This window comes from Pseudomonas moraviensis (assembly GCF_900105805.1).
Lineage (GTDB): Bacteria > Pseudomonadota > Gammaproteobacteria > Pseudomonadales > Pseudomonadaceae > Aquipseudomonas > Aquipseudomonas moraviensis_A.
In genome coordinates this window covers 3,421,775-3,445,020 of record NZ_LT629788.1, presented here as the reverse complement: position 1 = coordinate 3,445,020, position 23,246 = coordinate 3,421,775, and the positions used below count along the sequence as shown (strand labels likewise).

General features: G+C 59.4%; 25 protein-coding genes and 3 pseudogenes. 20 read left to right on the top strand and 8 right to left on the bottom strand.

The window, feature by feature from the left end; genetic code table 11:
- The first annotated feature begins 101 nt into the window (after nucleotides 1-101).
- A complete protein-coding gene (gene fadD1, locus BLU71_RS15350) occupies nucleotides 102-1,799 on the top strand; it encodes a long-chain-fatty-acid--CoA ligase FadD1 (protein WP_064364959.1) in 1,698 nt (565 codons plus the stop codon).
- A 265-nt stretch (nucleotides 1,800-2,064) separates the two neighbouring features.
- Here fadD1 and BLU71_RS15345 read toward each other — a convergent pair whose 3' ends face one another.
- Nucleotides 2,065-2,442 carry a hypothetical protein gene (locus tag BLU71_RS15345; RefSeq protein WP_042607251.1) on the bottom strand — a complete coding sequence of 126 codons (378 nt, stop codon included), beginning with the start codon at nucleotides 2,440-2,442 and terminating at the stop codon, nucleotides 2,065-2,067.
- A 195-nt stretch (nucleotides 2,443-2,637) separates the two neighbouring features.
- Between BLU71_RS15345 and BLU71_RS15340 the strand changes: the two genes are divergently transcribed.
- From BLU71_RS15340 to def, 3 genes are all read left to right on the top strand, one after another.
- Complete coding sequence (locus tag BLU71_RS15340) at nucleotides 2,638-2,829, top strand: CsbD family protein (protein WP_042607250.1); 192 nt, start codon at nucleotides 2,638-2,640, stop codon at nucleotides 2,827-2,829.
- Between the two features lie 163 nt (nucleotides 2,830-2,992).
- Nucleotides 2,993-3,949 (top strand): YihY/virulence factor BrkB family protein, encoded by a 957-nt coding sequence (locus BLU71_RS15335; protein ID WP_083353424.1) that lies wholly within the window; start codon nucleotides 2,993-2,995, stop codon nucleotides 3,947-3,949.
- Entirely contained in the window at nucleotides 3,946-4,485 is a 540-nt protein-coding gene (def, locus tag BLU71_RS15330) for a peptide deformylase (protein WP_042607249.1), read from the top strand. The genes BLU71_RS15335 and def overlap by 4 nt, the downstream gene beginning before the upstream one ends.
- 121 nt (nucleotides 4,486-4,606) lie before the next feature.
- Here def and BLU71_RS15325 read toward each other — a convergent pair whose 3' ends face one another.
- Nucleotides 4,607-5,023 (bottom strand): GNAT family N-acetyltransferase, encoded by a 417-nt coding sequence (locus tag BLU71_RS15325; protein WP_083353423.1) that lies wholly within the window; start codon nucleotides 5,021-5,023, stop codon nucleotides 4,607-4,609.
- Between the two features lie 323 nt (nucleotides 5,024-5,346).
- Between BLU71_RS15325 and BLU71_RS15320 the strand changes: the two genes are divergently transcribed.
- The 6 genes and pseudogenes from BLU71_RS15320 to BLU71_RS28175 all read left to right on the top strand — a co-directional run bounded on the left by BLU71_RS15320 (nucleotide 5,347) and on the right by BLU71_RS28175 (nucleotide 10,764).
- Nucleotides 5,347-6,288, top strand: a complete 942-nt coding sequence (locus tag BLU71_RS15320) for a fatty acid desaturase (protein ID WP_083353422.1) — start codon at nucleotides 5,347-5,349, stop codon at nucleotides 6,286-6,288.
- 140 nt (nucleotides 6,289-6,428) lie between these two features.
- Complete coding sequence (locus BLU71_RS15315) at nucleotides 6,429-7,220, top strand: phosphate/phosphite/phosphonate ABC transporter substrate-binding protein (RefSeq protein WP_083353421.1); 792 nt, start codon at nucleotides 6,429-6,431, stop codon at nucleotides 7,218-7,220.
- Nucleotides 7,221-7,343: 123 nt separating this feature from the next.
- Complete coding sequence (locus tag BLU71_RS15310; RefSeq protein ID WP_083353420.1) at nucleotides 7,344-7,871, top strand: sigma-70 family RNA polymerase sigma factor; 528 nt, start codon at nucleotides 7,344-7,346, stop codon at nucleotides 7,869-7,871.
- Nucleotides 7,868-8,881 (top strand): ABC transporter substrate-binding protein, encoded by a 1,014-nt coding sequence (locus BLU71_RS15305; protein ID WP_064364949.1) that lies wholly within the window; start codon nucleotides 7,868-7,870, stop codon nucleotides 8,879-8,881. Before BLU71_RS15310 ends, BLU71_RS15305 begins: the two co-directional genes overlap by 4 nt.
- Nucleotides 8,882-9,444: 563 nt before the next feature.
- Nucleotides 9,445-10,218: pseudogene (locus BLU71_RS28180) on the top strand (PAS domain-containing protein); the annotation flags it as partial.
- A 6-nt stretch (nucleotides 10,219-10,224) separates the two neighbouring features.
- Nucleotides 10,225-10,764, top strand: coding sequence for a methyl-accepting chemotaxis protein (locus BLU71_RS28175; protein ID WP_223259141.1), 540 nt, complete (start codon nucleotides 10,225-10,227; stop codon nucleotides 10,762-10,764).
- Between the two features lie 65 nt (nucleotides 10,765-10,829).
- Here the strand turns inward: BLU71_RS28175 and BLU71_RS15290 are convergent, their stop codons facing one another.
- Nucleotides 10,830-11,258: a hypothetical protein gene (locus tag BLU71_RS15290; protein ID WP_064364948.1), complete on the bottom strand. Its 429-nt coding sequence runs from the start codon at nucleotides 11,256-11,258 to the stop codon at nucleotides 10,830-10,832.
- A 230-nt stretch (nucleotides 11,259-11,488) separates the two neighbouring features.
- Nucleotides 11,489-11,926 carry a PACE efflux transporter gene (locus BLU71_RS15285; RefSeq protein ID WP_064364946.1) on the bottom strand — a complete coding sequence of 146 codons (438 nt, stop codon included), beginning with the start codon at nucleotides 11,924-11,926 and terminating at the stop codon, nucleotides 11,489-11,491.
- Nucleotides 11,927-12,047: 121 nt separating this feature from the next.
- On the opposite strand from BLU71_RS15285, the gene BLU71_RS15280 reads away from it, so the two are divergent.
- Nucleotides 12,048-12,920: a LysR family transcriptional regulator gene (locus BLU71_RS15280; protein WP_083353419.1), complete on the top strand. Its 873-nt coding sequence runs from the start codon at nucleotides 12,048-12,050 to the stop codon at nucleotides 12,918-12,920.
- 117 nt (nucleotides 12,921-13,037) lie between these two features.
- Here BLU71_RS15280 and BLU71_RS15275 read toward each other — a convergent pair whose 3' ends face one another.
- Entirely contained in the window at nucleotides 13,038-14,069 is a 1,032-nt protein-coding gene (locus BLU71_RS15275; RefSeq protein WP_042607241.1) for a LacI family DNA-binding transcriptional regulator, read from the bottom strand.
- Nucleotides 14,070-14,285: 216 nt separating this feature from the next.
- Here BLU71_RS15275 and BLU71_RS15270 point away from each other — a divergent pair, with 216 nt between their 5' ends.
- Both BLU71_RS15270 and BLU71_RS15265 read left to right on the top strand, forming a co-directional pair.
- Nucleotides 14,286-14,819 (top strand): gluconokinase, encoded by a 534-nt coding sequence (locus BLU71_RS15270; RefSeq protein WP_065616749.1) that lies wholly within the window; start codon nucleotides 14,286-14,288, stop codon nucleotides 14,817-14,819.
- Nucleotides 14,820-14,901: 82 nt separating this feature from the next.
- Nucleotides 14,902-16,254, top strand: a complete 1,353-nt coding sequence (locus tag BLU71_RS15265) for a GntP family permease (protein WP_042607239.1) — start codon at nucleotides 14,902-14,904, stop codon at nucleotides 16,252-16,254.
- 248 nt (nucleotides 16,255-16,502) lie between these two features.
- Here BLU71_RS15265 and BLU71_RS27355 read toward each other — a convergent pair.
- Nucleotides 16,503-16,631 (bottom strand): annotated as a pseudogene (locus tag BLU71_RS27355) (alanine transaminase); the annotation flags it as partial.
- 2 nt (nucleotides 16,632-16,633) lie between these two features.
- On the opposite strand from BLU71_RS27355, the pseudogene BLU71_RS27350 reads away from it, so the two are divergent.
- Nucleotides 16,634-16,900: pseudogene (locus BLU71_RS27350) on the top strand (permease DsdX); the annotation flags it as partial.
- A 236-nt stretch (nucleotides 16,901-17,136) separates the two neighbouring features.
- On the opposite strand, the gene alaC reads toward BLU71_RS27350, so the two are convergent.
- Nucleotides 17,137-18,354: an alanine transaminase gene (gene alaC, locus BLU71_RS15255; protein WP_065616751.1), complete on the bottom strand. Its 1,218-nt coding sequence runs from the start codon at nucleotides 18,352-18,354 to the stop codon at nucleotides 17,137-17,139.
- Nucleotides 18,355-18,492: 138 nt separating this feature from the next.
- On the opposite strand from alaC, the gene BLU71_RS15250 reads away from it, so the two are divergent.
- From BLU71_RS15250 to BLU71_RS15240, 3 genes are all read left to right on the top strand, one after another.
- Nucleotides 18,493-19,155 (top strand): LysE family translocator, encoded by a 663-nt coding sequence (locus BLU71_RS15250; protein WP_042607237.1) that lies wholly within the window; start codon nucleotides 18,493-18,495, stop codon nucleotides 19,153-19,155.
- Nucleotides 19,156-19,224: 69 nt separating this feature from the next.
- Entirely contained in the window at nucleotides 19,225-19,710 is a 486-nt protein-coding gene (locus tag BLU71_RS15245; protein WP_083353417.1) for a GyrI-like domain-containing protein, read from the top strand.
- Between the two features lie 88 nt (nucleotides 19,711-19,798).
- Complete coding sequence (locus BLU71_RS15240; RefSeq protein WP_083353416.1) at nucleotides 19,799-20,287, top strand: GNAT family N-acetyltransferase; 489 nt, start codon at nucleotides 19,799-19,801, stop codon at nucleotides 20,285-20,287.
- A gap of 141 nt (nucleotides 20,288-20,428) precedes the next feature.
- Here the strand turns inward: BLU71_RS15240 and BLU71_RS15235 are convergent, their stop codons facing one another.
- Entirely contained in the window at nucleotides 20,429-20,914 is a 486-nt protein-coding gene (locus BLU71_RS15235; RefSeq protein ID WP_042607234.1) for a GNAT family N-acetyltransferase, read from the bottom strand.
- 142 nt (nucleotides 20,915-21,056) lie between these two features.
- Between BLU71_RS15235 and BLU71_RS15230 the strand changes: the two genes are divergently transcribed.
- The 3 genes from BLU71_RS15230 to BLU71_RS15220 are packed head-to-tail and all read left to right on the top strand — an operon-like array spanning nucleotide 21,057 to nucleotide 23,095.
- Nucleotides 21,057-21,482 carry a YybH family protein gene (locus BLU71_RS15230; RefSeq protein WP_083353415.1) on the top strand — a complete coding sequence of 142 codons (426 nt, stop codon included), beginning with the start codon at nucleotides 21,057-21,059 and terminating at the stop codon, nucleotides 21,480-21,482.
- Between the two features lie 40 nt (nucleotides 21,483-21,522).
- Complete coding sequence (locus BLU71_RS15225; protein ID WP_083353414.1) at nucleotides 21,523-21,867, top strand: YciI family protein; 345 nt, start codon at nucleotides 21,523-21,525, stop codon at nucleotides 21,865-21,867.
- Nucleotides 21,860-23,095 carry an RNA polymerase sigma factor gene (locus BLU71_RS15220; RefSeq protein ID WP_083353413.1) on the top strand — a complete coding sequence of 412 codons (1,236 nt, stop codon included), beginning with the start codon at nucleotides 21,860-21,862 and terminating at the stop codon, nucleotides 23,093-23,095. Before BLU71_RS15225 ends, BLU71_RS15220 begins: the two co-directional genes overlap by 8 nt.
- Nucleotides 23,096-23,246 lie beyond the last annotated feature (151 nt).

The following is a 23,246-nucleotide window of genomic DNA, read 5'->3' as shown; positions in this document are numbered from 1 at the left end:
TCTCGGCCTGTAAAACGCCGGATTCACCAATACAAAACACACACCAATAATAATCGCATCAAATGCGGTGAAGAATTCGCGTTGCTGAGGAGTGGGCTTCCATGATCGAAGACTTTTGGAAGGATAAGTATCCGGCGGGAATCGCAGCCGAGATTAATCCAGACGAGTATCCGAACATTCAGGCAGTGTTGAAGCAATCCTGCCAACGCTTCGCCAACAAACCGGCTTTCAGCAACCTGGGCAAGACAATCACCTACGGTGAACTGTATGAACTGTCCGGTGCCTTTGCCGCGTATCTGCAACAGCATACCGACTTGCAGCCCGGTGATCGAATCGCCGTGCAACTGCCCAACGTCCTGCAATACCCGGTCGCGGTCTTCGGTGCCATTCGCGCCGGGTTGATCGTGGTCAACACCAATCCGCTGTACACCGCGCGGGAAATGGAACACCAATTCAACGACTCCGGTGCCAAAGCGCTGGTGTGCCTGGCGAACATGGCGCACCTGGCCGAAGCCGTGGTGCCGAAGACCGGCGTCAAGCACATCATCGTCACCGAAGTCGCCGACCTGCTGCCGCCGATCAAGCGCCTGCTGATCAACAGCGTCATCAAGTACGTGAAGAAAATGGTCCCGGCCTATCACCTGCCCAAAGCCATCAGGTTCAACGACGTGCTGAGCAAGGGCCACGGTCAGCCAGTGGCCGAAGCCAACCCGGACAGCGGCGATGTCGCGGTGCTGCAATACACCGGCGGCACCACCGGCGTGGCCAAGGGCGCGATGCTCACCCACCGCAACCTGGTCGCCAACATGCTGCAATGCAAGGCGCTGATGGGCTCCAACCTCAACGAAGGCTGCGAGATCCTGATCACGCCGCTGCCGCTGTACCACATCTATGCGTTCACTTTTCACTGCATGGCGATGATGCTGATCGGCAACCACAACATCCTGATCAGCAACCCGCGCGACCTGCCGGCGATGGTCAAGGAGCTGTCGAAGTGGAAGTTCAGCGGTTTCGTCGGTCTGAACACGCTGTTCGTGGCGCTGTGCAATAACGAAGGTTTCCGCAAGCTGGATTTCTCCGCGCTGAAAGTCACCCTGTCCGGCGGCATGGCCCTGCAATTGGCCGCGGCCGAGCGCTGGAAAGCCGTGACCGGTTGCGCCATCTGCGAAGGCTACGGCATGACCGAAACCAGCCCGGTGGCCACGGTCAACCCGATCCAGCACATCCAGATCGGCACGATCGGCATTCCGGTGCCGTCGACCCTGTGCAAGGTCATCGACGATGCCGGTGTCGAGCAGCCGCTGGGCGAAATCGGCGAGCTGTGCGTCAAGGGCCCGCAAGTGATGAAGGGCTACTGGCAGCGTCAGGAAGCCACCGATGAAATGCTCGACAGCGATGGCTGGCTGAAAACCGGTGACATCGCGCTGATCCAGCCGGACGGCTACATGCGCATTGTCGATCGCAAGAAAGACATGATTCTGGTGTCCGGTTTCAACGTTTATCCGAACGAACTGGAAGACGTGCTGGCGACTTTGCCGGGCGTCCTGCAATGCGCGGCGATTGGCGTACCGGACGAGAAATCGGGTGAGGCGATCAAGATTTTCATTGTCGCCAAACCGGGTGTGACCCTGACCAAAGAACAGGTCATGGACCACATGCGCGCCAACGTCACCGGCTACAAAGTGCCGCGTTCGGTGGAATTCCGCGATGCGTTGCCGACCACCAACGTCGGCAAGATCCTGCGCCGCGAGTTGCGTGATGAAGAGCTGAAGAAGCTCAAGGCCACGTCTGCCGCGTAAATAAAAAGCCCCGCAGATGCGGGGCTTTTTGTTGGTGCAGAGCAGGGCTTTGATCATGCGGTGAAGCGGCCCCTCACCCCAGCCCTCTCCCGAGGGAGAGGGAGCCGATCGAGATGTCTGGCGTTGAGCATCAACCTGAAAAACCGAGTCGATTATGGATTCAGTAAGCTCGATCAGGTCGGCGTATCTCTTGAATATCCCCCATTCGGTCCCCTCTCCCTCTGGGAGAGGGCTAGGGTGAGGGGAAGGGCTGACGCCACAAATCCTACTGACGAAACGGCGCAAAATTCACGTTGGTCCCCGCCGGACGCATGTCCTGCAGATACGAATCCTTGTCGGCACTCAGCTCCAGGCTCAGCGCCGCCTTGCGCTTGCCTTCATTGCGGATCACCAGACCTTCGAGCTTTTCGCGCAGGAACACCGTCGGCACTTTCAGGTGCAGCAACTCATCGGTGGCCGGGGTGTGCAGCAACAAGTGAATCCACTCGTACTGACCGATCGCCAGACGCGACACCGGCAGGTCGAACCACCAGATGTTGCGGTTGCGGTTCAGTTCGGCGAAGTGGCAGTTGTTGGTGCCGAGCACGGCGCCGCCCAGTTGCTGGTTGCGACGGGCGATGGCCTGGGTTTTATTGAGCTTCATGACATTCCTGCGAATCGGTGTGCGGGGCGCAACGCCCATAGGCTGAGCATTCTCGGGGCAACGCCGGCAAACATAAAGCGCAACCTGCGCATCGCGACGAAATCCCCGCAAAAATAAATGAAACTCGGCGCAAAGCGCACCGGTCAATCGTTACGTAATGACTTTTCTTCCCTATATGCATCACGGAGAAACACCATGAGTAGCACAGGCGATAAAGTAAAAGGCATGGCCAACGAAGCTGTCGGTAACGTCAAACAGGGCGTCGGCAAGGCCACTGACAACGACAAACTGCGCGCGGAAGGCAAAGTTCAAGAGAAAAAAGGCGAAGCCCAGCAAGCGGTCGGCAACGCTAAGGACGCTGTGAAAAAAGGCGTCGACAAGGCGTAAGCGAGCCTTGAACGAATCACACGAGCGGCCATCCAAAGATGGCCGTTTTTGTATCAGAACCCTGCGGTCATCCGCCGAAGGATCGCCAAACAGGCTACCTTGAGGTAAAAAACGGCCCCTGAGTCGCCACGACTTCAACCTTTTGCGGCGCAAGGAGACGCGAATGATATTTCCGGACATGAAAGGTCTGCCCCTGCACCGGGTGATGGTGCGCACGGTCACTGAGTTCGTCGATGACGAAATGTCGACCTACGCCTCGGCACTGGCCTACCAGATGCTGTTCTCGCTGTTTCCGTTCATTCTCTTCCTGATTGCCCTGATCGGTTTCCTCCATCTGCCGGACTTCTTCTCCTGGCTGCGCCTGCAATCCGAACTGGTCCTGCCGCCGCAGGCGCTGGAGCAGGTCAACCCGGTGATCGACCAGTTGCAGCAATCCAAGGGTGGCCTGCTTTCAATCGGTATCGTGATCGCCCTGTACACCGCGTCCGCCGGCGTGCGCCTGATGATGAGCGCGATGAATGCCGCTTACGACGTGGTCGAAGGCCGACCGGTCTGGAAGCGTTTTCCCCTGTCGATCGTCTACACCGTCGGCATTGCCGGCATGCTGTTGATCGCCGCGGCGCTGATGGTGCTCGGGCCGCAGGTGATGGGCTGGATCGCCGCACAAGTGGGGCTGGAAGACTTCATCGTCACGGTGTGGACCATCGCGCGCTGGCCGGTGATCGTGATTCTGATGATGGTCGCGGTGGCACTGATCTACTACGTGATGCCCGACGTCAAACAGGACTTCCGCTTCATCACACCCGGTTCGGCGCTGGCGGTGGTGGTGTGGATCCTCGCCTCGCTGGGTTTTGCCTTCTACGTGAAAACCTTCGCCAACTACAACGCGATGTATGGCAGCATCGGGGCGATCATCGTGCTCTTGCTGTATTTCTATATTTCCGCGGCGGTGTTGTTGCTCGGCGCGGAAATGAATGCGGTGATCGAGCACATGTCCGCCGAAGGCAAGGACAAGGGCGAGAAAGCCCCTGGCGAGCCCGACGAATCCAGCAAACAACACGTCTCGGGCCTGGGCCGCGATCATTCGCTCAAGCCGGACACTGATGAAGCGCGACCATGATCCGTGAAATTCTGAAAATGGGCGACGAGCGCCTGCTGCGCATCGCCCCGCCGGTACCGCCGGAGATGTTCAACAGCGCCGAGCTGTGGCAATTGATCGACGACATGTTCCAGACCATGGAAAGCGTCGGTGGCGTGGGTCTGGCGGCACCGCAGATCGGCGTCGATCTGCAACTGGTGATCTTCGGCTTCGAGCATAGCGAGCGTTACCCGGACGCCGAGGCTGTGCCGCAGACGATCCTGATCAATCCGCTGATCACGCCTTTGAATCCGCTGATGGAAGAGGGTTTCGAAGGCTGCTTGTCGGTACCTGGCCTGCGCGGCGCGGTGGATCGCTATCAGCAGATTCGCTACGAGGGCTTCGATCCCAAGGGCGAGCCGATCGTGCGCGTGGCCTCGGGTTTTCATGCGCGAGTGGTGCAGCATGAATGCGATCACCTGATCGGTCGGCTGTACCCGTCGCGGATTACCGATTTCAGCAAATTCGGCTTTACCGAAGTGCTGTTCCCGGATCTTGATCCCATGGCCGACGACTGATCCAGACTCACCACAATTCCCTGTAGGAGTGAGCCTGCTCGCGATAGCGGTCTGTCATTGACGAATCCGGTGACTGATAGATCGCTATCGCGAGCAGGCTCACTCCTACAAGGGAACTGCGTCAGTCTGGAGGGCTGAGCCCCATCGCAATCATCGGCTTGCTCCGCGCATACCGGCTCAACCGTTCGGCCATTGCCTGCGGCAGCGCCGGATCAACGCTGAACCCGCGCCGCTCATAAAACCCGCGCAGATCCGGATGACAGAACAGCCACACCGGCCCGTCCACCTGAGCAACCGCCGCCGCAATCAACTGCCCGGCAATTCCCTGTTCCCGACACCCCGGATCGACAAACAACCCCGTCAGCCAGTGGCCGCCCGATACCGGTCGCAGGCACAGCGCCGCCACGATCTCGCCGCGCCGCGCGACCCACAGTTGCGCCTCGCGCACGGCTTTCATCGAGGACTGGTGGCTGCGGTAGAACTTGTTCATCAGCGGCCACACCGGTTCGTCGAGCTGGCTGTAGTGGATGTCGGGCATGGTTCGGACTGTCGGTTCGAAAAGCGCCGATTATAAAAGAACGCGCGGCGCGGGATAGGTGTATACCTGATCTCACATCCCTGTGAGTGGAGTACCGATCATGTCCAAAGGTATGGATTCAAAGAAAGCCGCGAAGAAGAAGCCGGCCAAGACCGCGATTGAAAAACGCGCAGAAAAGAAAGCCAAGAAAGTCGACATCTTCGGCCATTGAGCAAACCCTTTGGAAGCCCGTCTCTCGGGCTTCCACGCCATCTGAAAAATAATCTGCAAGATTGCACCGCCTCGTTGCACAGAAGGGGACGATTCCCGTTCCGAGCAACACCATGGCTTTTTATTTCGACGCCCGACATCGCCAGCAAATCGAAACCCTGCGCCAACGCTTTACCGCCCGCAGCGAATGGCCGACCTGGCTGTTGCTGATCGGTGTGTACGCCGGCTGGTTCGCCATCCTCCTCAACAGCGCCTGGCTGGGACGCGGCTTGAGTACGTTGCTGCTGATCCCGCTGCTGGTGTTGTGGTTGTCGCTGCAGCATGAATTGCTTCACGGCCATCCGACCCGCTGGACCTTCATCAATAAAATCCTCGGCTACGCGCCGTTTGCCGTGTGGTATCCGTACACGCTGTATCGCGACAGCCATTTGCGTCATCACCGCGAGGAAGACTTGACGGTGCCGGGCGTCGATCCGGAAAGTCGTTATCTGACCTCGGCGAGCTGGCGGGACGGCTCGGTGTTCGAGCGCAGCGTGCATTGGCTGAACAAAACGGTGCTCGGACGCTTCTTGATTGGCGCGCCGCTGGCGTTGACGGCGTTAGCGCGCGAAGAGCAGCAGCGCTTGCGAAACGCTGATCCGCAAGCCTGGCTGATGTGGCTGAGCCACGGCGTGGTTACTCTATTGATGCTGGGTTTCATTGCCCGCTACAGCATTTTGCCGGTGTGGCATTACCTGTTGCTGATCAGCATACCGGCGCTGTCGATCGCGATGATCCGTTCGTTTCACGAGCATCGACCGCATGCCCAGGCCGAGCAACGCACCGTGCTCAACGAGGCTGGCTGGCCGTGGCGCTGGCTGTTTCTCAACCTGAATTTTCATCTGGTGCATCACGACCTGCCGGGGCTGGCGTGGTACGACTTGCCCAAGGTCTACCGGCTGCACCGCGAGCAGTGGATTGCGCGCAGTGGCGGGTTTGTCGTCCGGGGGTATGGGGAGTTGTGGCGACAACATGGCTTCAAACCGATTGATAGCCCGGAGCATCCGTTTCACTGATCCAGAAACACCACAATCCCCTGTAGGAGTGAGCCTGCTCGCGATAGCGTCGTACCAGTCACTGAGTTTGTCACTGACACACCGCTATCGCGAGCAGGCTCACTCCTACAGGGGAAATTTGTTGTCGGGGAGAAATTTGCATGACCCAACACCACGCCGAACTGCTGATGTACCCGGCCCCGGAGCCCGTCCGCGTGGCCAATGAACAATGGCTGGCGCGCATCCTCGAACACCTCGGCCACAGCCGACTCGACGCGACAAAGCTGACGCTGCCCGAACTGTGGCTATCGCCGCATCTGCTGCTCACCCAGACCTGCGGCTATCCGCTGATGACAGCGCTGCGTGGCCGGGTCCGTCTCATTGGCCGGCCGCGCTATGAATTGCCTGAGGCCAGCGGCGGCCAGCATTGCAGCCTGATCCTTGGCCGCGCTGTTGATCCGCGCTACTCGCTTGGCGACTTTCGCCACAGCCGGGGCGTGATCAACAGCGGAGATTCCAACAGCGGGATGAACCTGCTGCGCCAGCGTCTGGCGCCGCTGCAGCTGAACGGCCGGTTTTTCGCCAGTGTCGGCATCAGTGGCGGCCACCGCGAGAGCCTGCGCTGGCTGCGGGAAAACCTCGCCGACCTGGCCGCGATCGACAGCGTCACGTTCGCTTATATCGCCCGGCACGCGCCCGAAGAAGTCAGCGGATTACGTGTGGTTGCGCTCAGTGCGTTGAGCCCGACGCTGCCATTCATCACGGCTGCCGGTGCCAGCGACGCGCAGGTCGAACGGCTGCTGCAAGTGATGAATCAGACGTTGCATGAATTGCCTGAGGTAGTGCAGACCTTGGGTTTGCCTGAAGTTCTGCCGGCAACTGAAAGCGACTATGAGGTGCTGCTCGACTATCAGCGAGACGCTGAAGCTCAGGGCTATGGGCAACTGCGCTAGTTCGCGCTAATTCCCAAAGTGAATATAAAAATAATATTTAAATATTATTAACGCATAAGGCGCCTTGCTACGATCGCGCCACCGGAACACCGGACATTCAGCGACCCTTGCCCAGGAGCCCCTATGTCCGGCGCCGATCAATTCCATCGCGACACCGTGGAACGCCTGTTCCGCGCGCATTATCGCTGGCTCTGTGATTACCTGCGTCGACACTCGCGCGACGTGGCCGGCGCGGAAGACATTGCCGGCGAAACCTTCGCCCAACTGCTCGAAGCCCCAGCGCTGACGGCGATTCGCGAACCTCGCGCCTTGCTGACGACGATCGCGCAACGTCTGCTTTATCAGCACTGGCGCCGTGCGGATCTGCAACGCCGGCATCGTCAGCAATCCGAACTCGATGTCGCGGCTTCGCCTGAAGACCTTGCACAGTTCTCGCAAACCCTCGATCGCCTTGATCGCAGCCTGCATCGCTTGCCGGCCAAGGTCCGTTCGACCTTTCTGCTCGCGCGTATCGATGGCCTGACCTACCCGCAAATCGCTGCCGAACTGGGCATCTCACAGCGTTCGGTGAGCGTTTACATGGCTCGTTCCCAAGCGCTGTGCGACCGCCACTGCGCCAACCAATACCTGGAAGAAAAGAGGTCTGCATGACATCGATCAAAACCCTGCTCGGCCGCACGCTGCTGGCGCTGAGCCTGAGCGTCGGGGCTGTTTGCGCAGCCGAAAAAAGCGCACCGATTCACTTCGGCGACATCACGTGGGAGAGCGGCAGTTTCATCACCGAAGTGCTGCGCTTGATCGTCGAAAAAGGCTACGGCTATCCGACCGACACGTTGCCGGGCAGCACGGTCAGCCTGGAGGCGGCATTGGCGAAAAACGACATTCAGGTAATCGGCGAAGAGTGGGCCGGGCGCAGTCCGGCGTGGGTCAAGGCTGCCGCCGAGGGCAAGGTATTCGGCCTCGGCGACACGGTCAAAGGTGCCACCGAAGGCTGGTGGGTACCGGAATATGTGATCAAGGGCGACCCGGAACGCGGAATCAAGGCGCTGGCGCCGGAACTGAAATCGGTCGCTGACCTGCCGCGCTACAAAGATGTGTTCCGGGACCCCGAAGACCCGGGCCGCGGGCGCTTTCTCAACAGCCCGACCGGCTGGACCTCGGAAATCGTCAACAGCCAGAAGCTCAAGGCGTATGGTCTGAGCGACAGCTTCGTCAACTTCCGCACCGGCTCCGGCGCGGCATTGGATGCCGAGGTGGCGTCGTCGATCAAGCGCGGCAAACCGGTGCTGTTCTATTACTGGTCGCCAACGCCGTTGCTCGGGCGTTTCAAACTGGTGAAGCTGGAAGAGCCACCGTTCGATGCCGAGGCATGGAAAACCCTGGCCGATGCCAACAACCCGAATCCGCAGGGCACGCGCTCGATGCCGGCGAGCCTGGCGATTGGCGTGTCGGCGCCGTTCAAGGCGCAGTACCCGGAGCTGGTCGCGTTCTTTGAGAAAGTCGATCTGCCGATTGATCTGCTCAACCAGACATTGGCCGGCATGAGTGAAAAACGCCTGCAACCGCGGGCGGTGGCCGAGGCGTTTTTGCGTGATCAGCCGCAGGTCTGGACAGCTTGGGTGCCGGGGGAGGTGGCGGCCAAGGTCAGGGGAAGTTTGTAGTGTTTTCTGATGTTTTTGTGGTGCTGCAACTAACGCTATCGCGAGCAGGCTCACTCCTACAGGGGGGATCGATTCCCATGTGGGAGCGAGCTTGCTCGCGAAAGCGTCCGCTTAGGCAACATTTTTCCCCGCGCTGAACCGTTTCTTGTACAAAAAATGCCAGATACTGGCCGACTAGTGGCCTTGCGCCCGGCGTCAGGCTGGCTATCCTTGCAGGTAACTAACCATGTCGACCGTCATGCCATCCATGACAGCGGCACAGGGTTGGTCCGTGATTCATGCTGCCAGAGTGCGCGATCCAAGGCACCGACACTGAACCAACAAGGAGCGTCACCTACATGGAAGTTCTTCTACGCGTTAGGGCTGGCCCGCATGCGGGCTATCAAGAAAAGGATGTCTTGATCAGAGCGTCGCTGCACGACCCCTCCGATTGATCATCATTTATCACCTGACAACTTCCTCCCTTGGAGGAAGGCGTGTGCCTGTTCTGTGGAACGTAGTGGTGGATCTTGAAGGACCTGGACTTTCATCAAATCAAAGAACGCGCGGAAGGTGATACAACCATGTTCAACCTACATCGCAAGGCTGACCTGCGGGAAATCGAGCGCTTCAGCTGTGCGCTGACCGAGGCCAACGCGAAAATCGAAGCGATCAGCCGCTCGATGGCCATGATCGAGTTCACGCCCGAAGGCATCGTCCTCGACGCCAACGAAAACTTCTGCAAGACCATGGGTTACAGCGCCGATGAAGTGCGCGGCAAACACCATCGGGTCTTCTGCGAAGAAAGCTTTTATCGCAGCGAGGACTACGCAAAGTTGTGGCGTGACCTGGCCCGTGGTGAACCCCTCAGTGGGACTTTTCTGCGTTTGAACAAAAGCGGGCGGGAGATCTGGCTCGAGGCCAGTTACATGCCGGTGTTCGGTCCCGACAAACAGGTCAGAAGTGTCATCAAGGTTGCGGCGGACATCACCGCACGCATTAACAAAGAGCATGAAGAAGAAGCCATGCTGGCGGCGATCGGCCGTTCCATGGCGGTGATCGAGTTCACCCCTGAAGGCCATGTCATCAGCGCCAACGACAACTTCCTGCAAACCATGCAGTACACGCACAACGAAATTGTCGGCCAGCACCACAGCCTGTTCTGTCACCGCGCCGAAGCCGAATCCGCACAGTACAAGGCATTCTGGGCTTCGCTCAATCGCGGCGAATATCACTCGCACCGTTTCGAGCGCAAGAACAAGTCCGGGCAGATGGTTTATCTGGAGGCCTCGTATAACCCGCTGTTCGACGCCAAGGGCCGCTTGTACAAAGTGGTCAAGTTCGCCAGCGACATCACCCGGCAGATGACCACGTTGCAAAATGCTGCGGAATCGGCCCACAGCACTTCGGTACAAAACGACGCCTGCGCGCAAAAAGGCTCACAGGTGGTGCAGCAGACCGTGCAGATCATTCAGGACATTTCCCGCGACCTGAATGAAGCCGCGGTGAGTATCGATGCAGTGAGCAAGCAGTCGGACATCATCGGCACCATCGTCCAGACCATTCGCGGGATTGCCGATCAGACAAACCTGCTGGCGCTCAATGCTGCCATCGAAGCGGCGCGTGCCGGGGAACATGGACGCGGTTTTGCAGTAGTGGCCGATGAGGTACGCAGCCTAGCCGCGCGAACCAGTCAGGCGACGCTGGAAATTGTCGACGTGGTGCGCAAGAACCATGACCTGTCGCTGAGTGCGGTGTCGAGCATGCAGTCGAGCCTGAGCCGCACCGGGCTGGGCGTGGAACTGGCCAACGAAGCGGGCGAGGTGATTCTGGAAATTCAGCAGGGCTCGCGGCATGTGGTGGATGCGATCAGTCAGTTCAATGAAACCCTGCAATTGAACTGACAGACCCTGCAACTGCCCCGACTGCAGGGTGGGGCAGTTTCACGCGGCTTGCTCGAGGCTTTTATTTATTGTCTCAAATTAAAGTTGCCGCGGACCTTCGCAGTTTTTGTCCCGTCTGGTGATTCCGCGGTGTACTCAAAACTGCCTTTTACAGTTTGGTTAACGACGTCGACCTCATCGATGGTGATCTTTCCGCCAGCGGACTGTGCAGTCCATGAACTTTTCTCCCATACCTTGGGAATGTAGTTACCACCACTTTGCCGTGATTCGAAAAGATAAGTAGTACCGGCCACGATGGCGGCATTGATATAAATATCCGCTCCGTGGGAGATGATGTCGTCCTTTACATTTCCAGCGATATATAGGCCTTTGGAGTCCAACCACAATACACGTCGTGTGATGGATAGACTTTCCTCTCCTTGGGCTTGCTCATCGGCATATATAGCGATGTGCCCGATGGCGTTCTTGGCTTTGTTCTTCAGTTCTTCAGACATAATTCCCTTCCTTGATGGTGACTGACAGAGAGCCAGCCATGCTGGTGCATGGCCCGTTCCATGGTTCTTCAGACAAGGCTCAGCGTCTACTGTCAGAAATTACAGGTGCGGTACCCTTTCAGACGGACGGTCTGGGGCCGATTGGCCCTGATGCTGTTCAGCAGAGGCTTATCGCTAACGGCGTTAGCGATGCGTAATTCCCCCACGCCAGCTAGTAGTGCGACGTACCGTTATGCTGTTGCTGAATCCGGCAGCGCCGACGCCGGCAAACCGAAGATCCGGTCAAACAGCCAGTTGAACACGAACGTGTAGCACGGGATGAAAATGATCAGCGCCAGATCCAGCACAAAGGCCTGCACCAGACTGATGTTCATCCACCAGGCAATCAGCGGAATCAGAAACACGATCAGCGTCAGTTGAAAACCGACGGCATGGGCGATGCGCCGTTTGACCGTGCGGGTGCGCGAGACCTGGCGGCTTTCCCAGCGCTCGAACAACGAGGTGTAAATGAAATTCCAGGTCACGGCGATGCTGGTGATGATCACCGCCAGTGGCCCGGTGCTGCCCGGCGATGTGCCCGACAGTAACGCCAGACCGAGGGCGGAGAAGGTCATGCCGATCACTTCGTAGAGCGATACGTAGACCAGTTTGCGTTTCACGCCTTGCATGCAGATTTGCCTCTTTCTTGCCAATTGGGGCCAGCAGGGCTGGCGAAGGCGGCGAAAGATAGCTTCAATAGACCTGACAGAAAAAGTCGGTAGCTTTCAGTTTTATTGATAGGTGGGCAGGTTGAATTTCAATAGCGACAGTATCGAATTGTTTCTCGCGGTGATCGAGCGCGGCTCGTTTTCCGCCGCCGCGCGGCAATTGGGTAAGGTGCCTTCGGCGGTGAGCATGGGCATTGCCAACCTTGAAGCCGAACTCGGCTACCCGTTGTTCGATCGCAGTCACCGTGAGCCGCAACCCACGGCGATCGCACAATCGCTGGTGCCGCACGCGCGACTGATCGCCGAGCAGCTCAAGCAACTGCAAGTGCACGCGGTGGAGTTATCGCTGGGGCTGGAAAGCCGGTTGTCGATCGGCGTAGTCGCCGACCTTGATCGACGTCGCTTGCTGGCGGCGATCAAGGTGATTGCCGAGCGTCATCCGCTGCTCGATGTCGAAGTGCTGACCGCGCCGCAGGATGATGTGCTGGCGATGTTGCACAGTGGCCGGGTCAGCGTGTGCCTGGCCTTCGCCGGGTTGAGCGTAAATGCGCTGGAGCGGTTTCAGTTCGTCGGCAGCGAACGCATGATCGCCACGCTGGCGGCGGACAGTCCGTTGCTGCAGGGGCGGGATGTGTTTCTCGAAGATCTGGTGCAGGTGCGGCAGATCATCGTCGCCAGTCGCGACTTGCCGATCAGCGAGACGCGGCCGTTGGTGGCGGAATCCTACTGGCGCACGGATAACCTCGAAACGGCGATGGAGATGGTCGAGGCGGGATTGGGCTGGGGCAACTTTCCGCTGTCGGTGGTGCAGCCGTGGCTGGAGTCCGGACGCTTGAAACGACTGAATTTTCGCAACATCGAAAATGGTCTGGTGCTGCCGGTGCATGCGGTGTGGCTCAAGAGCCAGCCATTGCAGAAGGGCGCGCAGGCGTTGGTCGACCTGCTCAGCCATTGAGCCCAACACAAAACCCCTGTAGGAGCTGCCGAAGGCTGCGATCTTTTGATCTTGTTCTTGAAAGCAAAATCAAAAGATCGCAGCCTTCGGCAGCTCCTACAGGGGATCGCGTGAGTTTCAGGTACTCTCGCGCACCTTCAGCTCAAACCCCATATCCTCCACCGGCCGCGCTACTTTGTTGCCCGCCATCAACGTCAGCATCTGCTCCGCCGCGCGCCGGCCGATGGCTTCACGCGGGGTGTTGATGCTGCTCAGGCGCGGGACCATGTGCTCGGACATTGGCAGGTCGTTGAAGCCCAGAATCGCCACTTGCTCGGGAATTTTGATGCCATTGCGCAAGGCTTCCAGCAGCGCACCCTGGGCCAGGTCATCGTTGCCAAAGAAAATCGCATCGACATCCGGATGCGCCGCCAGCAGTTGCAGAAACAGCTCACCACCCAAGCCCACCGACGAAGCGCGCGGCGTCAGCACTTCCAGATCCGGGTCGTAGCGGCCAGCCTTCTGCAGTGCCTTGCGGAAACCCTCACCACGCAACAACGTGCGCTGATCCAGCTGCGCGCCGATATACGCCAAGCGCTTGCGCCCGCGAGACAGCAAATGCTCCGCCGCCGTTTCACCGGCGCTCAACTGCGAAAAACCCACGCAATTGACCCCGGCGGCGCTGTCCAGCTCCATCATGTACACGCAGGGAATGTTGCTGAGCTCGATCATCCGCCGCGAACTCTCGGTGCGATCGAAACCGGTCAGCAGAAACCCGCGCGGCTGATAGGCCATGTAATTGCGCAGCAGGTTTTCTTCTTCATCGCGCGAGTAGTGGAAGTTGCCGATCAGCACTTCGAAGCCCTTGGGCGTCAGCACTCGATGAATGGCTTCCAGTGTGTCGATGAACAGCAGGTTGGACAGCGACGGCACCAGCACCACCACCGAATGGCTCTGCGCCGAGGCCAGCGCGCGGGCGGCGGGGTTGACTACATAGTTGAGTTCGAGCGCGGCTTTCTGCACTTTTTCCACCAGTTCGGTGGCCACCGTGCTGACCCCGCGCAGAGCGCGCGAGGCGGTAATCGGGCTGACGCCGGCCAGGCGGGCTACTTCGTTAAGGGTCGGACGGCCGGTGGTGCGGGTATTTTTATCGTTCTTGGGGGAGGTCATCGGGCGGCTTGCCAAACAAAAATCAAGGCACTAAGGTAGCGCTGTCCTGATGCAGCTGCAAATGCGTGAGCGCGGTCCTGCCTGATCTGCGCGCTTTGGCATCGGGAACAAACCTGCTGCAACCCAAAAAAACGACAAGAAGGCGTCGGCAACTTCTGCCTGTGCACTAGAGTCATAGCTAGCAAAGGTAGCGCTGTCTGCGCGCTGAGGTGTTATATGAGTCATCCCATCACCGCCCTGGTCATCATGGGCGTTGCCGGTTGCGGCAAGACGTGCGTCAGCCAGGCCCTGTGCCATTTGAGCGGCGCCACTGCCATTGAAGGCGATACTTTCCATCCGGCCGCGAACATCGAAAAGATGAGCGCGGGGATCCCCCTGAACGACGAAGACCGTGCCGGCTGGCTCGACAGCCTGTGCGATGAACTGCGTCGCGTCGATGCCGAAGGCCAGCGCCCGGTGTTGACCTGCTCGGCCCTTAAACACAGTTATCGCGAACGTCTGCGCAGCGCCTTGCCGGGCCTGGGCTTCGTGTTTCTTGAATTGACCCCGGAAGTCGCCGCCGAGCGTGTATCGCACCGCCCGGGCCACTTCATGCCGGCGACGTTGATCGAAAGCCAGTTCGCCACCCTCGAATCGCCAGTAGGCGAGCCGCTGACCCTGGCCCTGAATGCTTCGGTCCACAGCGTTGAACAACTGGCGTCCCAGGCTCACGTCTGGTGGCAGGCCAACGGCCTGAAACAGGCGGTATGAGTATGTTGAAAAAGACAGCGCTGTCCTCCCGACTTCTGTTCAACCCGCTTTAATAACAACAACAATCCAGGAGACACCCCCCATGTTTGGCATGTCCCACGAGACGTTCCTGCTGCTCGATGCGGTGGTCACGGTAATCGGCCTGATTATCCTGATCACCAAGTTCAAGATTCACCCCTTTATCGCCCTGACCATCGCCGCCGCGTTCCTCGGCCTGACTTCCGGCATGCCGATCAACACCATCATCAAGGCGTTCCAGGATGGCTTCGGTGGCGTACTCGGTTTCGTCGGCATCATCCTCGCCCTGGGCACCATGCTCGGCAAGATGATGGCCGAATCCGGCGGCGCCGATCAGATCGCCCAGACCCTGATCCGCGCCTTCGGCAAGGACAAGGTGCAGTGGGCAATGATGTTCGCCGCGTTCCTGGTGGGCATCCCGCTGTTTTTCGAAATCGGCTTCGTGCTGCTGATTCCGCTGGTGTTCATCGTTGCCCGCCGCACTGGCGTATCGATCATCAAGATCGGTATCCCGCTGCTCGCCGGCCTGTCCGCTGTGCACGGTCTGGTGCCACCGCATCCGGGCCCACTGTTGGCCATCGGCGTGTTCGGCGCTGACATCGGCAAGACCATTCTCTATGGCCTGATCGTCGCGCTGCCGACCGCCATCATTGCCGGTCCGATCTTCGGTACGTTCATCGCCAAGCACATTCCCGGTCACCCGAATCAGGAACTGGTCGATCAACTGGCCCGCGAAAACGATTCGGCCATCCTGCCGAGCTTCAGCATCACCCTGGTCACCGTGCTCCTGCCGGTGTTCCTGATGCTGCTGAAAACCTTCGCTGACGTGGCGCTGCCGGACGGCAATTTCTTCCGCATCTGGATGGACATGATCGGCCACCCGATCTCCGCACTGCTGCTGGCGTTGCTGCTGTCGCTGTACACCTTCGGCTACAAGCAGGGCATCGGTTCCAATCAGATGCTCAAATGGCTGGACGCGAGCCTGGCGCCAACGGCCGCAATCATCCTGATCATTGGTGCCGGCGGTGGCTTCAAGCAGATGCTGGTGACCAGCGGCGTGGGTGACGTGATTGGCCACATGGCAGTGAGCGCGCAGATCTCGCCGATCCTGCTGGCGTGGCTGGTGGCGGCGGTGATTCGTATCGCCACCGGTTCGGCGACCGTGGCGACCATCACTGGCGCCGGTATTGTTGTGCCGGTCGTCGGCATGATTCCGGGCGTCAATCGTGAACTGCTGGTGCTGGCCACCGGCGCCGGTTCGCTGATCCTGTCCCACGTCAACGATGCCGGTTTCTGGCTGGTCAAGCAGTACTTCAACATGACCGTGGCCGAAACCTTCAAGACCTGGACCGCGATGGAAACCATTCTGTCGGTGGTGGCCCTGGGCTTTATCCTGCTGTTGTCGCTGTTCGTTTAAGCTGTTCTTTGTTTAAAGAAAGCGCAGGCACAAAAAACCGCAGCGATGCGGTTTTTTTGCGGGTAAAAAATCTGTGGTAACACGGATGTTGTGGCGAGGGAGATTGCTCCCGCTCGGCTGCGCAGCAGTCGTAAAAACCTCTGCACCCAGTGAATCAGACAGACCGCGATTGCAGGATTTGGGCCTGCTGCGCAGTCCAGCGGGAGCAAGCTCCCTCGCCACATAAGTGTTGTTCTGCCGGTACTGTGTTAGCCGCCAGTTTTTGCGACTAAGCCATCCGCGCGGAACATCCCGCGGATCCCGCGCACGGCCTGACGAATGCGGTCCTGGTTTTCGATCAGGGCGAAGCGCACGTGGTCGTCACCGTACTCGCCGAAACGGTTCGGCGACCGTGGCAACCGTCACCGGTGCTGGCATTGTTGTGCCGTTCGTCGGCATGATTCCGGGCGTCAATCGTGAACTGCTGGTGCTGGCCACCGGCGCCGGTTCGCTGATCCTGTCCCACGTCAACGATGCCGGTTTCTGGCTGGTCAAGCAGTACTTCAACATGACCGTGGCCGAAACCTTCAAGACCTGGACCGCGATGGAAACCATTCTGTCCATCGTCGCGTTGGGCTTTATCCTATTGTTGTCGCTGTTCGTTTAAGCGGCCGTTTGCAGGCACAAAAAAACCGCAGCGATGCGGTTTTTTTGTGGGTAAAAAATCTGTGGTAACACGGATGTTGTGGCGAGGGAGATTGCTCCCGCTCGGCTGCGCAGCAGTCGTAAAAACCTCTGCACCCAGTGAATCAGACAGACCGCGATTGCAGGATTTGGGCCTGCTGCGCAGTCCAGCGGGAGCAAGCTCCCTCGCCACATAAGTGTTGTTCTGCCGGTACTGTGTTAGCCGCCAGTTTTTGCGACTAAGCCATCCGCGCGGAACATTCCGCGGATCCCGCGCACGGCCTGACGAATGCGGTCCTGGTTTTCGATCAGGGCGAAGCGTACGTGGTCGTCGCCGTACTCGCCGAAACCCACCCCCGGCGACACGCAGACCTTGGCCTCGGCCAGCAGTTTCTTGGCAAATTCCAATGAGCCCAGATGTGCATACGCGTCGGGAATCTTCGCCCACACATACATGGAAGCCTTTGGATTCTCGACCATCCAGCCCAATTCATGCAGGCCCTTGACCAGCACGTTACGCCGCTGGCGATACTGCTCGGCGATGTCGCGCACGCATTGCTGATCGCCTTCGAGCGCAGCAATCGCCGCCACTTGCAGCGGAGTAAAGGTGCCGTAGTCGTGGTAGCTCTTGATCCGCGCCAGAGCGTTGACCAGTTCCGGGTTACCGACCATGAACCCGATGCGCCAGCCGGCCATGTTGTAGCTCTTGGACAGGGTGAAAAATTCCACCGCGATGTCCTTGGCGCCCGGCACTTGCATGATCGACGGCGCTTTCCAGCCGTCGTAGACGATGTCGGCGTAAGCCAGATCGTGAATCACCAGCACGTCGTACTGCTTGGCGAGGGCGATCACCCGTTCGAAGAAATCCAGCTCCACGCACTGCGCGGTCGGGTTCGACGGGAAGCCGAGGATCATCATTTTCGGCTTGGGGATCGAGCCGCGAATCGCCCGCTCCAGCTCATCGAAGAAGTCCACCCCCGGCACCAGCGGCACCGACCGCACCTGAGCGCCGGCAATCACCGCGCCGTAAATGTGAATCGGGTAGCTCGGGTTCGGCACCAGTACGGTGTCGCCCTGATCCAGAGTCGCCAGCATCAAGTGCGCCAGGCCTTCCTTGGAACCGATGGTGACGATGGCTTCGCTTTCCGGGTCGATATCGACTTCGTAGCGCTGCTTGTACCAGTTGGAAATCGCCCGGCGCAGGCGCGGAATGCCCTTGGACGTCGAGTAACCGTGGGTGTCTTCACGTTGGGCGACCTGCACGAGTTTTTCGACAATGTGCGGCGGCGTGGCGCCGTCGGGATTGCCCATGCTCAGGTCGATGATGTCTTCACCACGGCGGCGAGCGGCCATCTTCAGCTCGGCGGTGATGTTGAAAACGTAAGGGGGGAGTCGATCTATGCGCGCAAAGCGGCGCGGCGAACCTTGTTCGGCCATTGTTGCCTCGGATAACGTAAGCGCCCGGAACCGTCCGAGCGACGCTGGTCACTGCGGTGACCTGTGGCGGAAGATAAGGGCAGTGATGGCATACTGTCCAGCGCGGTTGTAAACATTTTTTTCAAGGAAAATCGGTCAATGGAATTCACCAGCGGCTTCCTGCTGAGCCTTTCGCTGTGCCTGGATATCGGCGTGGCCAACATCGCGATGATCACCCTGGCCATGCAGCGCGGCTACTTTCAGGGCTTCGCCCTCGGCCTGGGCACCTGCGTCGGCGACTTGATTTATGCGGTGCTGGCACTGGCCGGCATGACCGTTTTGCTGCAATACGAAACCGTACGCTGGGTGCTGTGGATCGGCGGTTCGGCGCTGCTGATCTATTTCGCGGCGAAGATGATTTATTCGGCGATCCACCACGAAGCGCTGCTGGCGGATACGGCCGAGGTGGGGCAGAACTCCCATCGCAAGGAGTTCTTTCGCGGCATCTTTCTCGCCATGTCGTCGCCAAGCGCGATTCTCTGGTTCGCTGCCGTTGGCGGCACCTTGATCGCCCGCTCGGGTGGCGGCGGGCCTTTGAGCTCGGCGTTGTTCCTCGGTGGTTTTCTCTGCGCCGGGCTGCTGTGGTCGGCCGGTTTGTGCTTCGCCGCCAGCCACGGCGGCAAGTTGCTGGGCGACAAGCTTTTGCGCTACTCCTATCTGGCATCCGCGGCGATCTTCTGCTATTTCGCGGTGTACGTGATCGTTTCCGGCTACAACGAGTTTGTCGGATCGGGCGCCGTCGAGCAGTTGCATGCGCTGTAAACGTGCGAAACGGGTCGGCCTTTCTATACTCCCAGCCGAACCCACTTTTCCGTTCTGAGGAGCCGCGTCATGGATGAACACACACGCGTCGAAATAGCCGAACCTCGCTTCGAGCACGGGCAATTTCTGCTGATCGCCGGTTTCGGCGGGCGATTCACTCAGGAAACCACTGGAGACATTCCAAGGCTGTGGGAAAAGCTTATCCCGCACCTGGGAAAAATCCCTGCGCAGGTCAACGAAGTGACCTACGGCGTTTGCTGCAACGCGGACGGCGAGGGAGGTTTCGAGTACATCGCCGGCGTGCAGATCGACAAGCTCGATGACCTGCCGGAGCAGTACCGCTGGGTTGAAATCCAGCCGCAGGAATATGCGGTGTTCGAGCACAAAGGACCCCTGACGCAACTCCCCGACACCTTCCAGCACATCTGGAAAACCTGGCTGCCGCAGTCCGGTTACGAAGCGGCGGATGCGCCGGAATTCGAGCGCTACAGCGACGATTACAACCCGAAGCTCAACACCGGCACCCTGGAAATCTGGCTGCCGATCAAGGCCTGACCGGCGTTCGAATCGAGGCGGAGCATGTCCGCCCCGGTGGTTGTGCTTTATGCTGGCGGGCCTTGTGTCCACAGATTTTCGAGTTGCCATGAACACCGTGATCCGCAACGTCAGCGCCGCCGACCTCGAGCGCTGCTACGCCATCGAAACCGTCGCCTACGAAGGCGACGAAGCCGCCACCCGCGAGAAGATCGCCACGCGCATTGCCACTTGGCCGGACGGCTTCATCGTCGCCGAAGTAGACGGAGTGGTTGCCGGTTTCATCAATTCCGGCGCGGCGTTCGACGTGCAGATGTCCGACGAGGCCTTCAAGGAACTGATCGGCCACGACCCGAAAGGCCCGAACGTGGTGATCATGTCGGTGGTAGTGCACCCGGATTACCAGGGGCAGGGCCTGGCCAAGCGCCTGCTGGCAGAGTTCATCGAGCGCATGCGCGGAATGGACAAAGCGACGATTCATCTGATGTGCAAAGAGCAGCACATTGCACTGTATGCCGGGTTTGGTTTTGCCTACATCAAACCCTCCGAGTCTGACCATGGCGGCATGGCGTGGCACGAAATGATCCTGACCCTCTGAAGCCAACACCTATCACAACTGTAGGAGCTGCCGAAGGCTGCGATCTTTTGATCTTGATCTTCAAAAGCCAGATCAAAAGATCGCAGCCTTCGGCAGCTCCTACAGAGGATCGTGGCGTGTCAGCAGAGAGTTTCTGGATATTCAGAAAACCAGCCCCATCCGCCGCTCGTACCCAATCCGTCCCTTGTACGCTTCGCCGCTGTCGACGTAGCCATGCCTGGCATACAGCGCAATCGCCGCTTCGTTATCGGCGTCCACCGACAATTCCAGCCCCTTGATCTCCGGCCATGCTTCACGCGCGACGGCGGGCAGTGCTTGCAGACAAGCCTTGCCGTAGCCCTTGCCTTGGGCGCGGCGATCGACCTGCAAGGCATGCAACGTGGCGCTGTGTTCGTCGGCCCAGTCGGGCAATACCGGCGGGCGCTTGAGCAGCAAAAATGCCACCGGCACGTCGTCAGCCAGCAGGGCAAAACCCTTTACCCCGGGGCCGGGTTTCGAGAGAAGAGTGTGCAACGCACCGTGGATGTCGCCGGAGAATCTGATCTGCTCGGGGTGGATTTCAATGGCCTCGACTTGCTGACGCTGCAAAGGGCTGAGGCTGTCGTACGGCACGAGTTGGGCTGACACGGGAATTTCCTTTTTCCTACAAAGAATGAGCCTCGGATTCTAGCGACATTGTCGTCGGCGAATTTTTTTTGTTTGCCTTGTCGATCTGCGCAAAGGGCAAACGACTAAAGGTGTCTTCACAACAAAAACCACGGAGAACACCATGAGCGCACAGACCGAAATCCAGACCCTGATCAACACCTATCGCGAAGCGGTGATGGCCAAGGACGTCGAAAAAGTCATGGCCCTGTATGCCGATGACATTGTCTCGTTCGATGCGATCAAGGCCCTGCAATTCAAGGGCAAAGCGGCCTACCGTGCGCACTGGGTCGAGTGCATGGAAATGTGCCCCGGCCCGCACATCTTCGAGTTCCACGAAATCGCCATCGAAAGCGCCGACAACATCGCCTTCGCCCACTGGGTGGCTAACTGCGGCGGCACCAATGACAAGGGCGAAACCCAGAGCTGCTGGATGCGTGTCACTGCCTGTTACCGGCAGGTTGGGGGGACGTGGAAGATTGCTCACGAGCACTGGTCGGCACCGTTCGATCCGATGAGCGGCGCGACGCTGTTCGATGTGACTCCCTGATCTTCAGCCATAGTTGATCCGTTCGAATCAGGAGATCGCCATGAAATATCTATGCCTGGTCTACAGCGATGAACGCCTGTTGCACTCCTCGCCGGACAGCCCGGAGGACGCCGAATGCTGGGCCTACGCCGAGTCGGTGCAGGGCAGCGGGCGGATGATCGCCGCCGAAGCGTTGGAGTCGGTAGAGACCGCAACCACGGTACGGATGCGCAACGGCAAGTTGTCGATCACCGATGGGCCTTTCGCTGAAACCAAGGAGCAACTGGCCGGTTTCTACCTGATCGACGCCAAGGATCTCAACGAAGCGATTCAGCTCGCCGGCAACATTCCCGCAGCCCGGGTCGGCAGCGTTGAAGTGCGTCCGGTGCGGCAGTTGAATGTCTGACGTCAGGGCGCGGGTCGAGCAGGTCTACCGCGAGGATTCGCGGCGGATCCTGGCAACGCTGATCCGCCTGCTCGGTGATTTCGACCTCGCCGAAGAAGCCTTGCACGAGGCGTTCTTCGTCGCGGTCGAGCGCTGGCAACGCGACGGCGTTCCGGACAATCCGCGCACCTGGCTGGTCTCTACCGGACGTTTCAAAGCCATCGATGTGCTGCGCCGGCGCGCGCGGTTCAAGGCTTCGCAACCGCTGCTGCTGGCGCAACTCGATGAGCTGGAACAGGCTGACTGGAGTGGCGAAGACGTGGAAGACGATCGCTTGCGGCTGATCTTCACCTGCTGCCACCCGGCACTCGCGGCGGATGCGCAAGTGCCGCTGACCTTGCGCGAAGTCTGCGACCTCACCACCGAAGAAATCGCCCGTGCTTTTCTCTCGGCACCGGCGGCGATTGCCCAGCGCATCGTGCGCGCGAAAGCCAAGATCCGTGACGCAAAAATTCCTTATCAAGTGCCGACGCTGCATGAACTGCCCGAGCGCCTCGACAGTGTGTTGCGGGTGATCTATCTGGTGTTCAACGAAGGCTATTCGGCCTCGGTCGGCGCCGAGCTGACCCGCGAGGATCTGACGCGCGAAGCCATTCGCCTGGGGCGCCTGCTCATGGAGTTGCTGCCGGAACCGGAAGTCATGGGCCTGCTGGCGCTGATGCTGCTGCACGAATCACGCCGGCCGGCACGCACCTCGCCGAGCGGTGAGCTGGTGCTGCTCGACGATCAGGATCGCGCGTTGTGGGACGCCGGGTTGATGGCAGAAGGTTGCGCGCTGGTCGAGCGCGCGCTGAGTACACGACGCTTCGGGCCGTATTGCCTGCAGGCGGCGATTGCAGCGGTGCATGCGGAAGCGCCGTCGGCGGCGGAAACCGACTGGCGGCAGATTGTCGGGCTGTACGATGTCTTGCTGCGCGCGGTGCCCTCGCCGGTGATCGAGCTGAACCGGGCAGTGGCGGTGGCCAAGCGTGATGGAGCGTTGGCCGGGTTGTCATTGATAGAAGGGATTTTGGCCCGAGGCGAGTTGCAGGATTACCACTTGGCGCATTCGGCGCGGGCGGAGTTTTGCCGGCAGTTGGGGCGGGTCGAGGAGGCGCGTAGCGCTTATCTTCGCGCGCTGGAGTTGACGCGGCAGGAGCCGGAGCGGCGGTTTATTCGAGGACGGATCAAGGCGCTGGGACTGCCCTGAGTTTGGCGCTCTCGCGACGGTGGGCAGCCTGTGGATTGCCCTCACCCTAACCCTCTCCCAGAGGGAGAGGGGACTGATTGGGGGATATTGGAGAGATTCACCGACTTGAACGAATTGTCTTGAATCCATAATCGATAAGGTTTTTCAGGTC

Bases quoted from the DNA above. Each gene is read 5' to 3' on its own strand.
- fadD1 (WP_064364959.1), top strand. From the start codon at position 102: ATGATCGAAGACTTTTGGAAGGATAAGTATCCGGCGGGAATCGCAGCC.
- BLU71_RS15345 (WP_042607251.1), bottom strand. From the start codon at position 2,442: ATGAAGCTCAATAAAACCCAGGCCATCGCCCGTCGCAACCAGCAACTG.
- BLU71_RS15340 (WP_042607250.1), top strand. From the start codon at position 2,638: ATGAGTAGCACAGGCGATAAAGTAAAAGGCATGGCCAACGAAGCTGTC.
- BLU71_RS15335 (WP_083353424.1), top strand. From the start codon at position 2,993: ATGATATTTCCGGACATGAAAGGTCTGCCCCTGCACCGGGTGATGGTG.
- def (WP_042607249.1), top strand. From the start codon at position 3,946: ATGATCCGTGAAATTCTGAAAATGGGCGACGAGCGCCTGCTGCGCATC.
- BLU71_RS15325 (WP_083353423.1), bottom strand. From the start codon at position 5,023: ATGCCCGACATCCACTACAGCCAGCTCGACGAACCGGTGTGGCCGCTG.
- BLU71_RS15320 (WP_083353422.1), top strand. From the start codon at position 5,347: ATGGCTTTTTATTTCGACGCCCGACATCGCCAGCAAATCGAAACCCTG.
- BLU71_RS15315 (WP_083353421.1), top strand. From the start codon at position 6,429: ATGACCCAACACCACGCCGAACTGCTGATGTACCCGGCCCCGGAGCCC.
- BLU71_RS15310 (WP_083353420.1), top strand. From the start codon at position 7,344: ATGTCCGGCGCCGATCAATTCCATCGCGACACCGTGGAACGCCTGTTC.
- BLU71_RS15305 (WP_064364949.1), top strand. From the start codon at position 7,868: ATGACATCGATCAAAACCCTGCTCGGCCGCACGCTGCTGGCGCTGAGC.
- BLU71_RS28175 (WP_223259141.1), top strand. From the start codon at position 10,225: ATGACCACGTTGCAAAATGCTGCGGAATCGGCCCACAGCACTTCGGTA.
- BLU71_RS15290 (WP_064364948.1), bottom strand. From the start codon at position 11,258: ATGTCTGAAGAACTGAAGAACAAAGCCAAGAACGCCATCGGGCACATC.
- BLU71_RS15285 (WP_064364946.1), bottom strand. From the start codon at position 11,926: ATGCAAGGCGTGAAACGCAAACTGGTCTACGTATCGCTCTACGAAGTG.
- BLU71_RS15275 (WP_042607241.1), bottom strand. From the start codon at position 14,069: ATGACCTCCCCCAAGAACGATAAAAATACCCGCACCACCGGCCGTCCG.
- BLU71_RS15270 (WP_065616749.1), top strand. From the start codon at position 14,286: ATGAGTCATCCCATCACCGCCCTGGTCATCATGGGCGTTGCCGGTTGC.
- BLU71_RS15265 (WP_042607239.1), top strand. From the start codon at position 14,902: ATGTTTGGCATGTCCCACGAGACGTTCCTGCTGCTCGATGCGGTGGTC.
- alaC (WP_065616751.1), bottom strand. From the start codon at position 18,354: ATGGCCGAACAAGGTTCGCCGCGCCGCTTTGCGCGCATAGATCGACTC.
- BLU71_RS15250 (WP_042607237.1), top strand. From the start codon at position 18,493: ATGGAATTCACCAGCGGCTTCCTGCTGAGCCTTTCGCTGTGCCTGGAT.
- BLU71_RS15245 (WP_083353417.1), top strand. From the start codon at position 19,225: ATGGATGAACACACACGCGTCGAAATAGCCGAACCTCGCTTCGAGCAC.
- BLU71_RS15240 (WP_083353416.1), top strand. From the start codon at position 19,799: ATGAACACCGTGATCCGCAACGTCAGCGCCGCCGACCTCGAGCGCTGC.
- BLU71_RS15230 (WP_083353415.1), top strand. From the start codon at position 21,057: ATGAGCGCACAGACCGAAATCCAGACCCTGATCAACACCTATCGCGAA.
- BLU71_RS15225 (WP_083353414.1), top strand. From the start codon at position 21,523: ATGAAATATCTATGCCTGGTCTACAGCGATGAACGCCTGTTGCACTCC.
- BLU71_RS15220 (WP_083353413.1), top strand. From the start codon at position 21,860: ATGTCTGACGTCAGGGCGCGGGTCGAGCAGGTCTACCGCGAGGATTCG.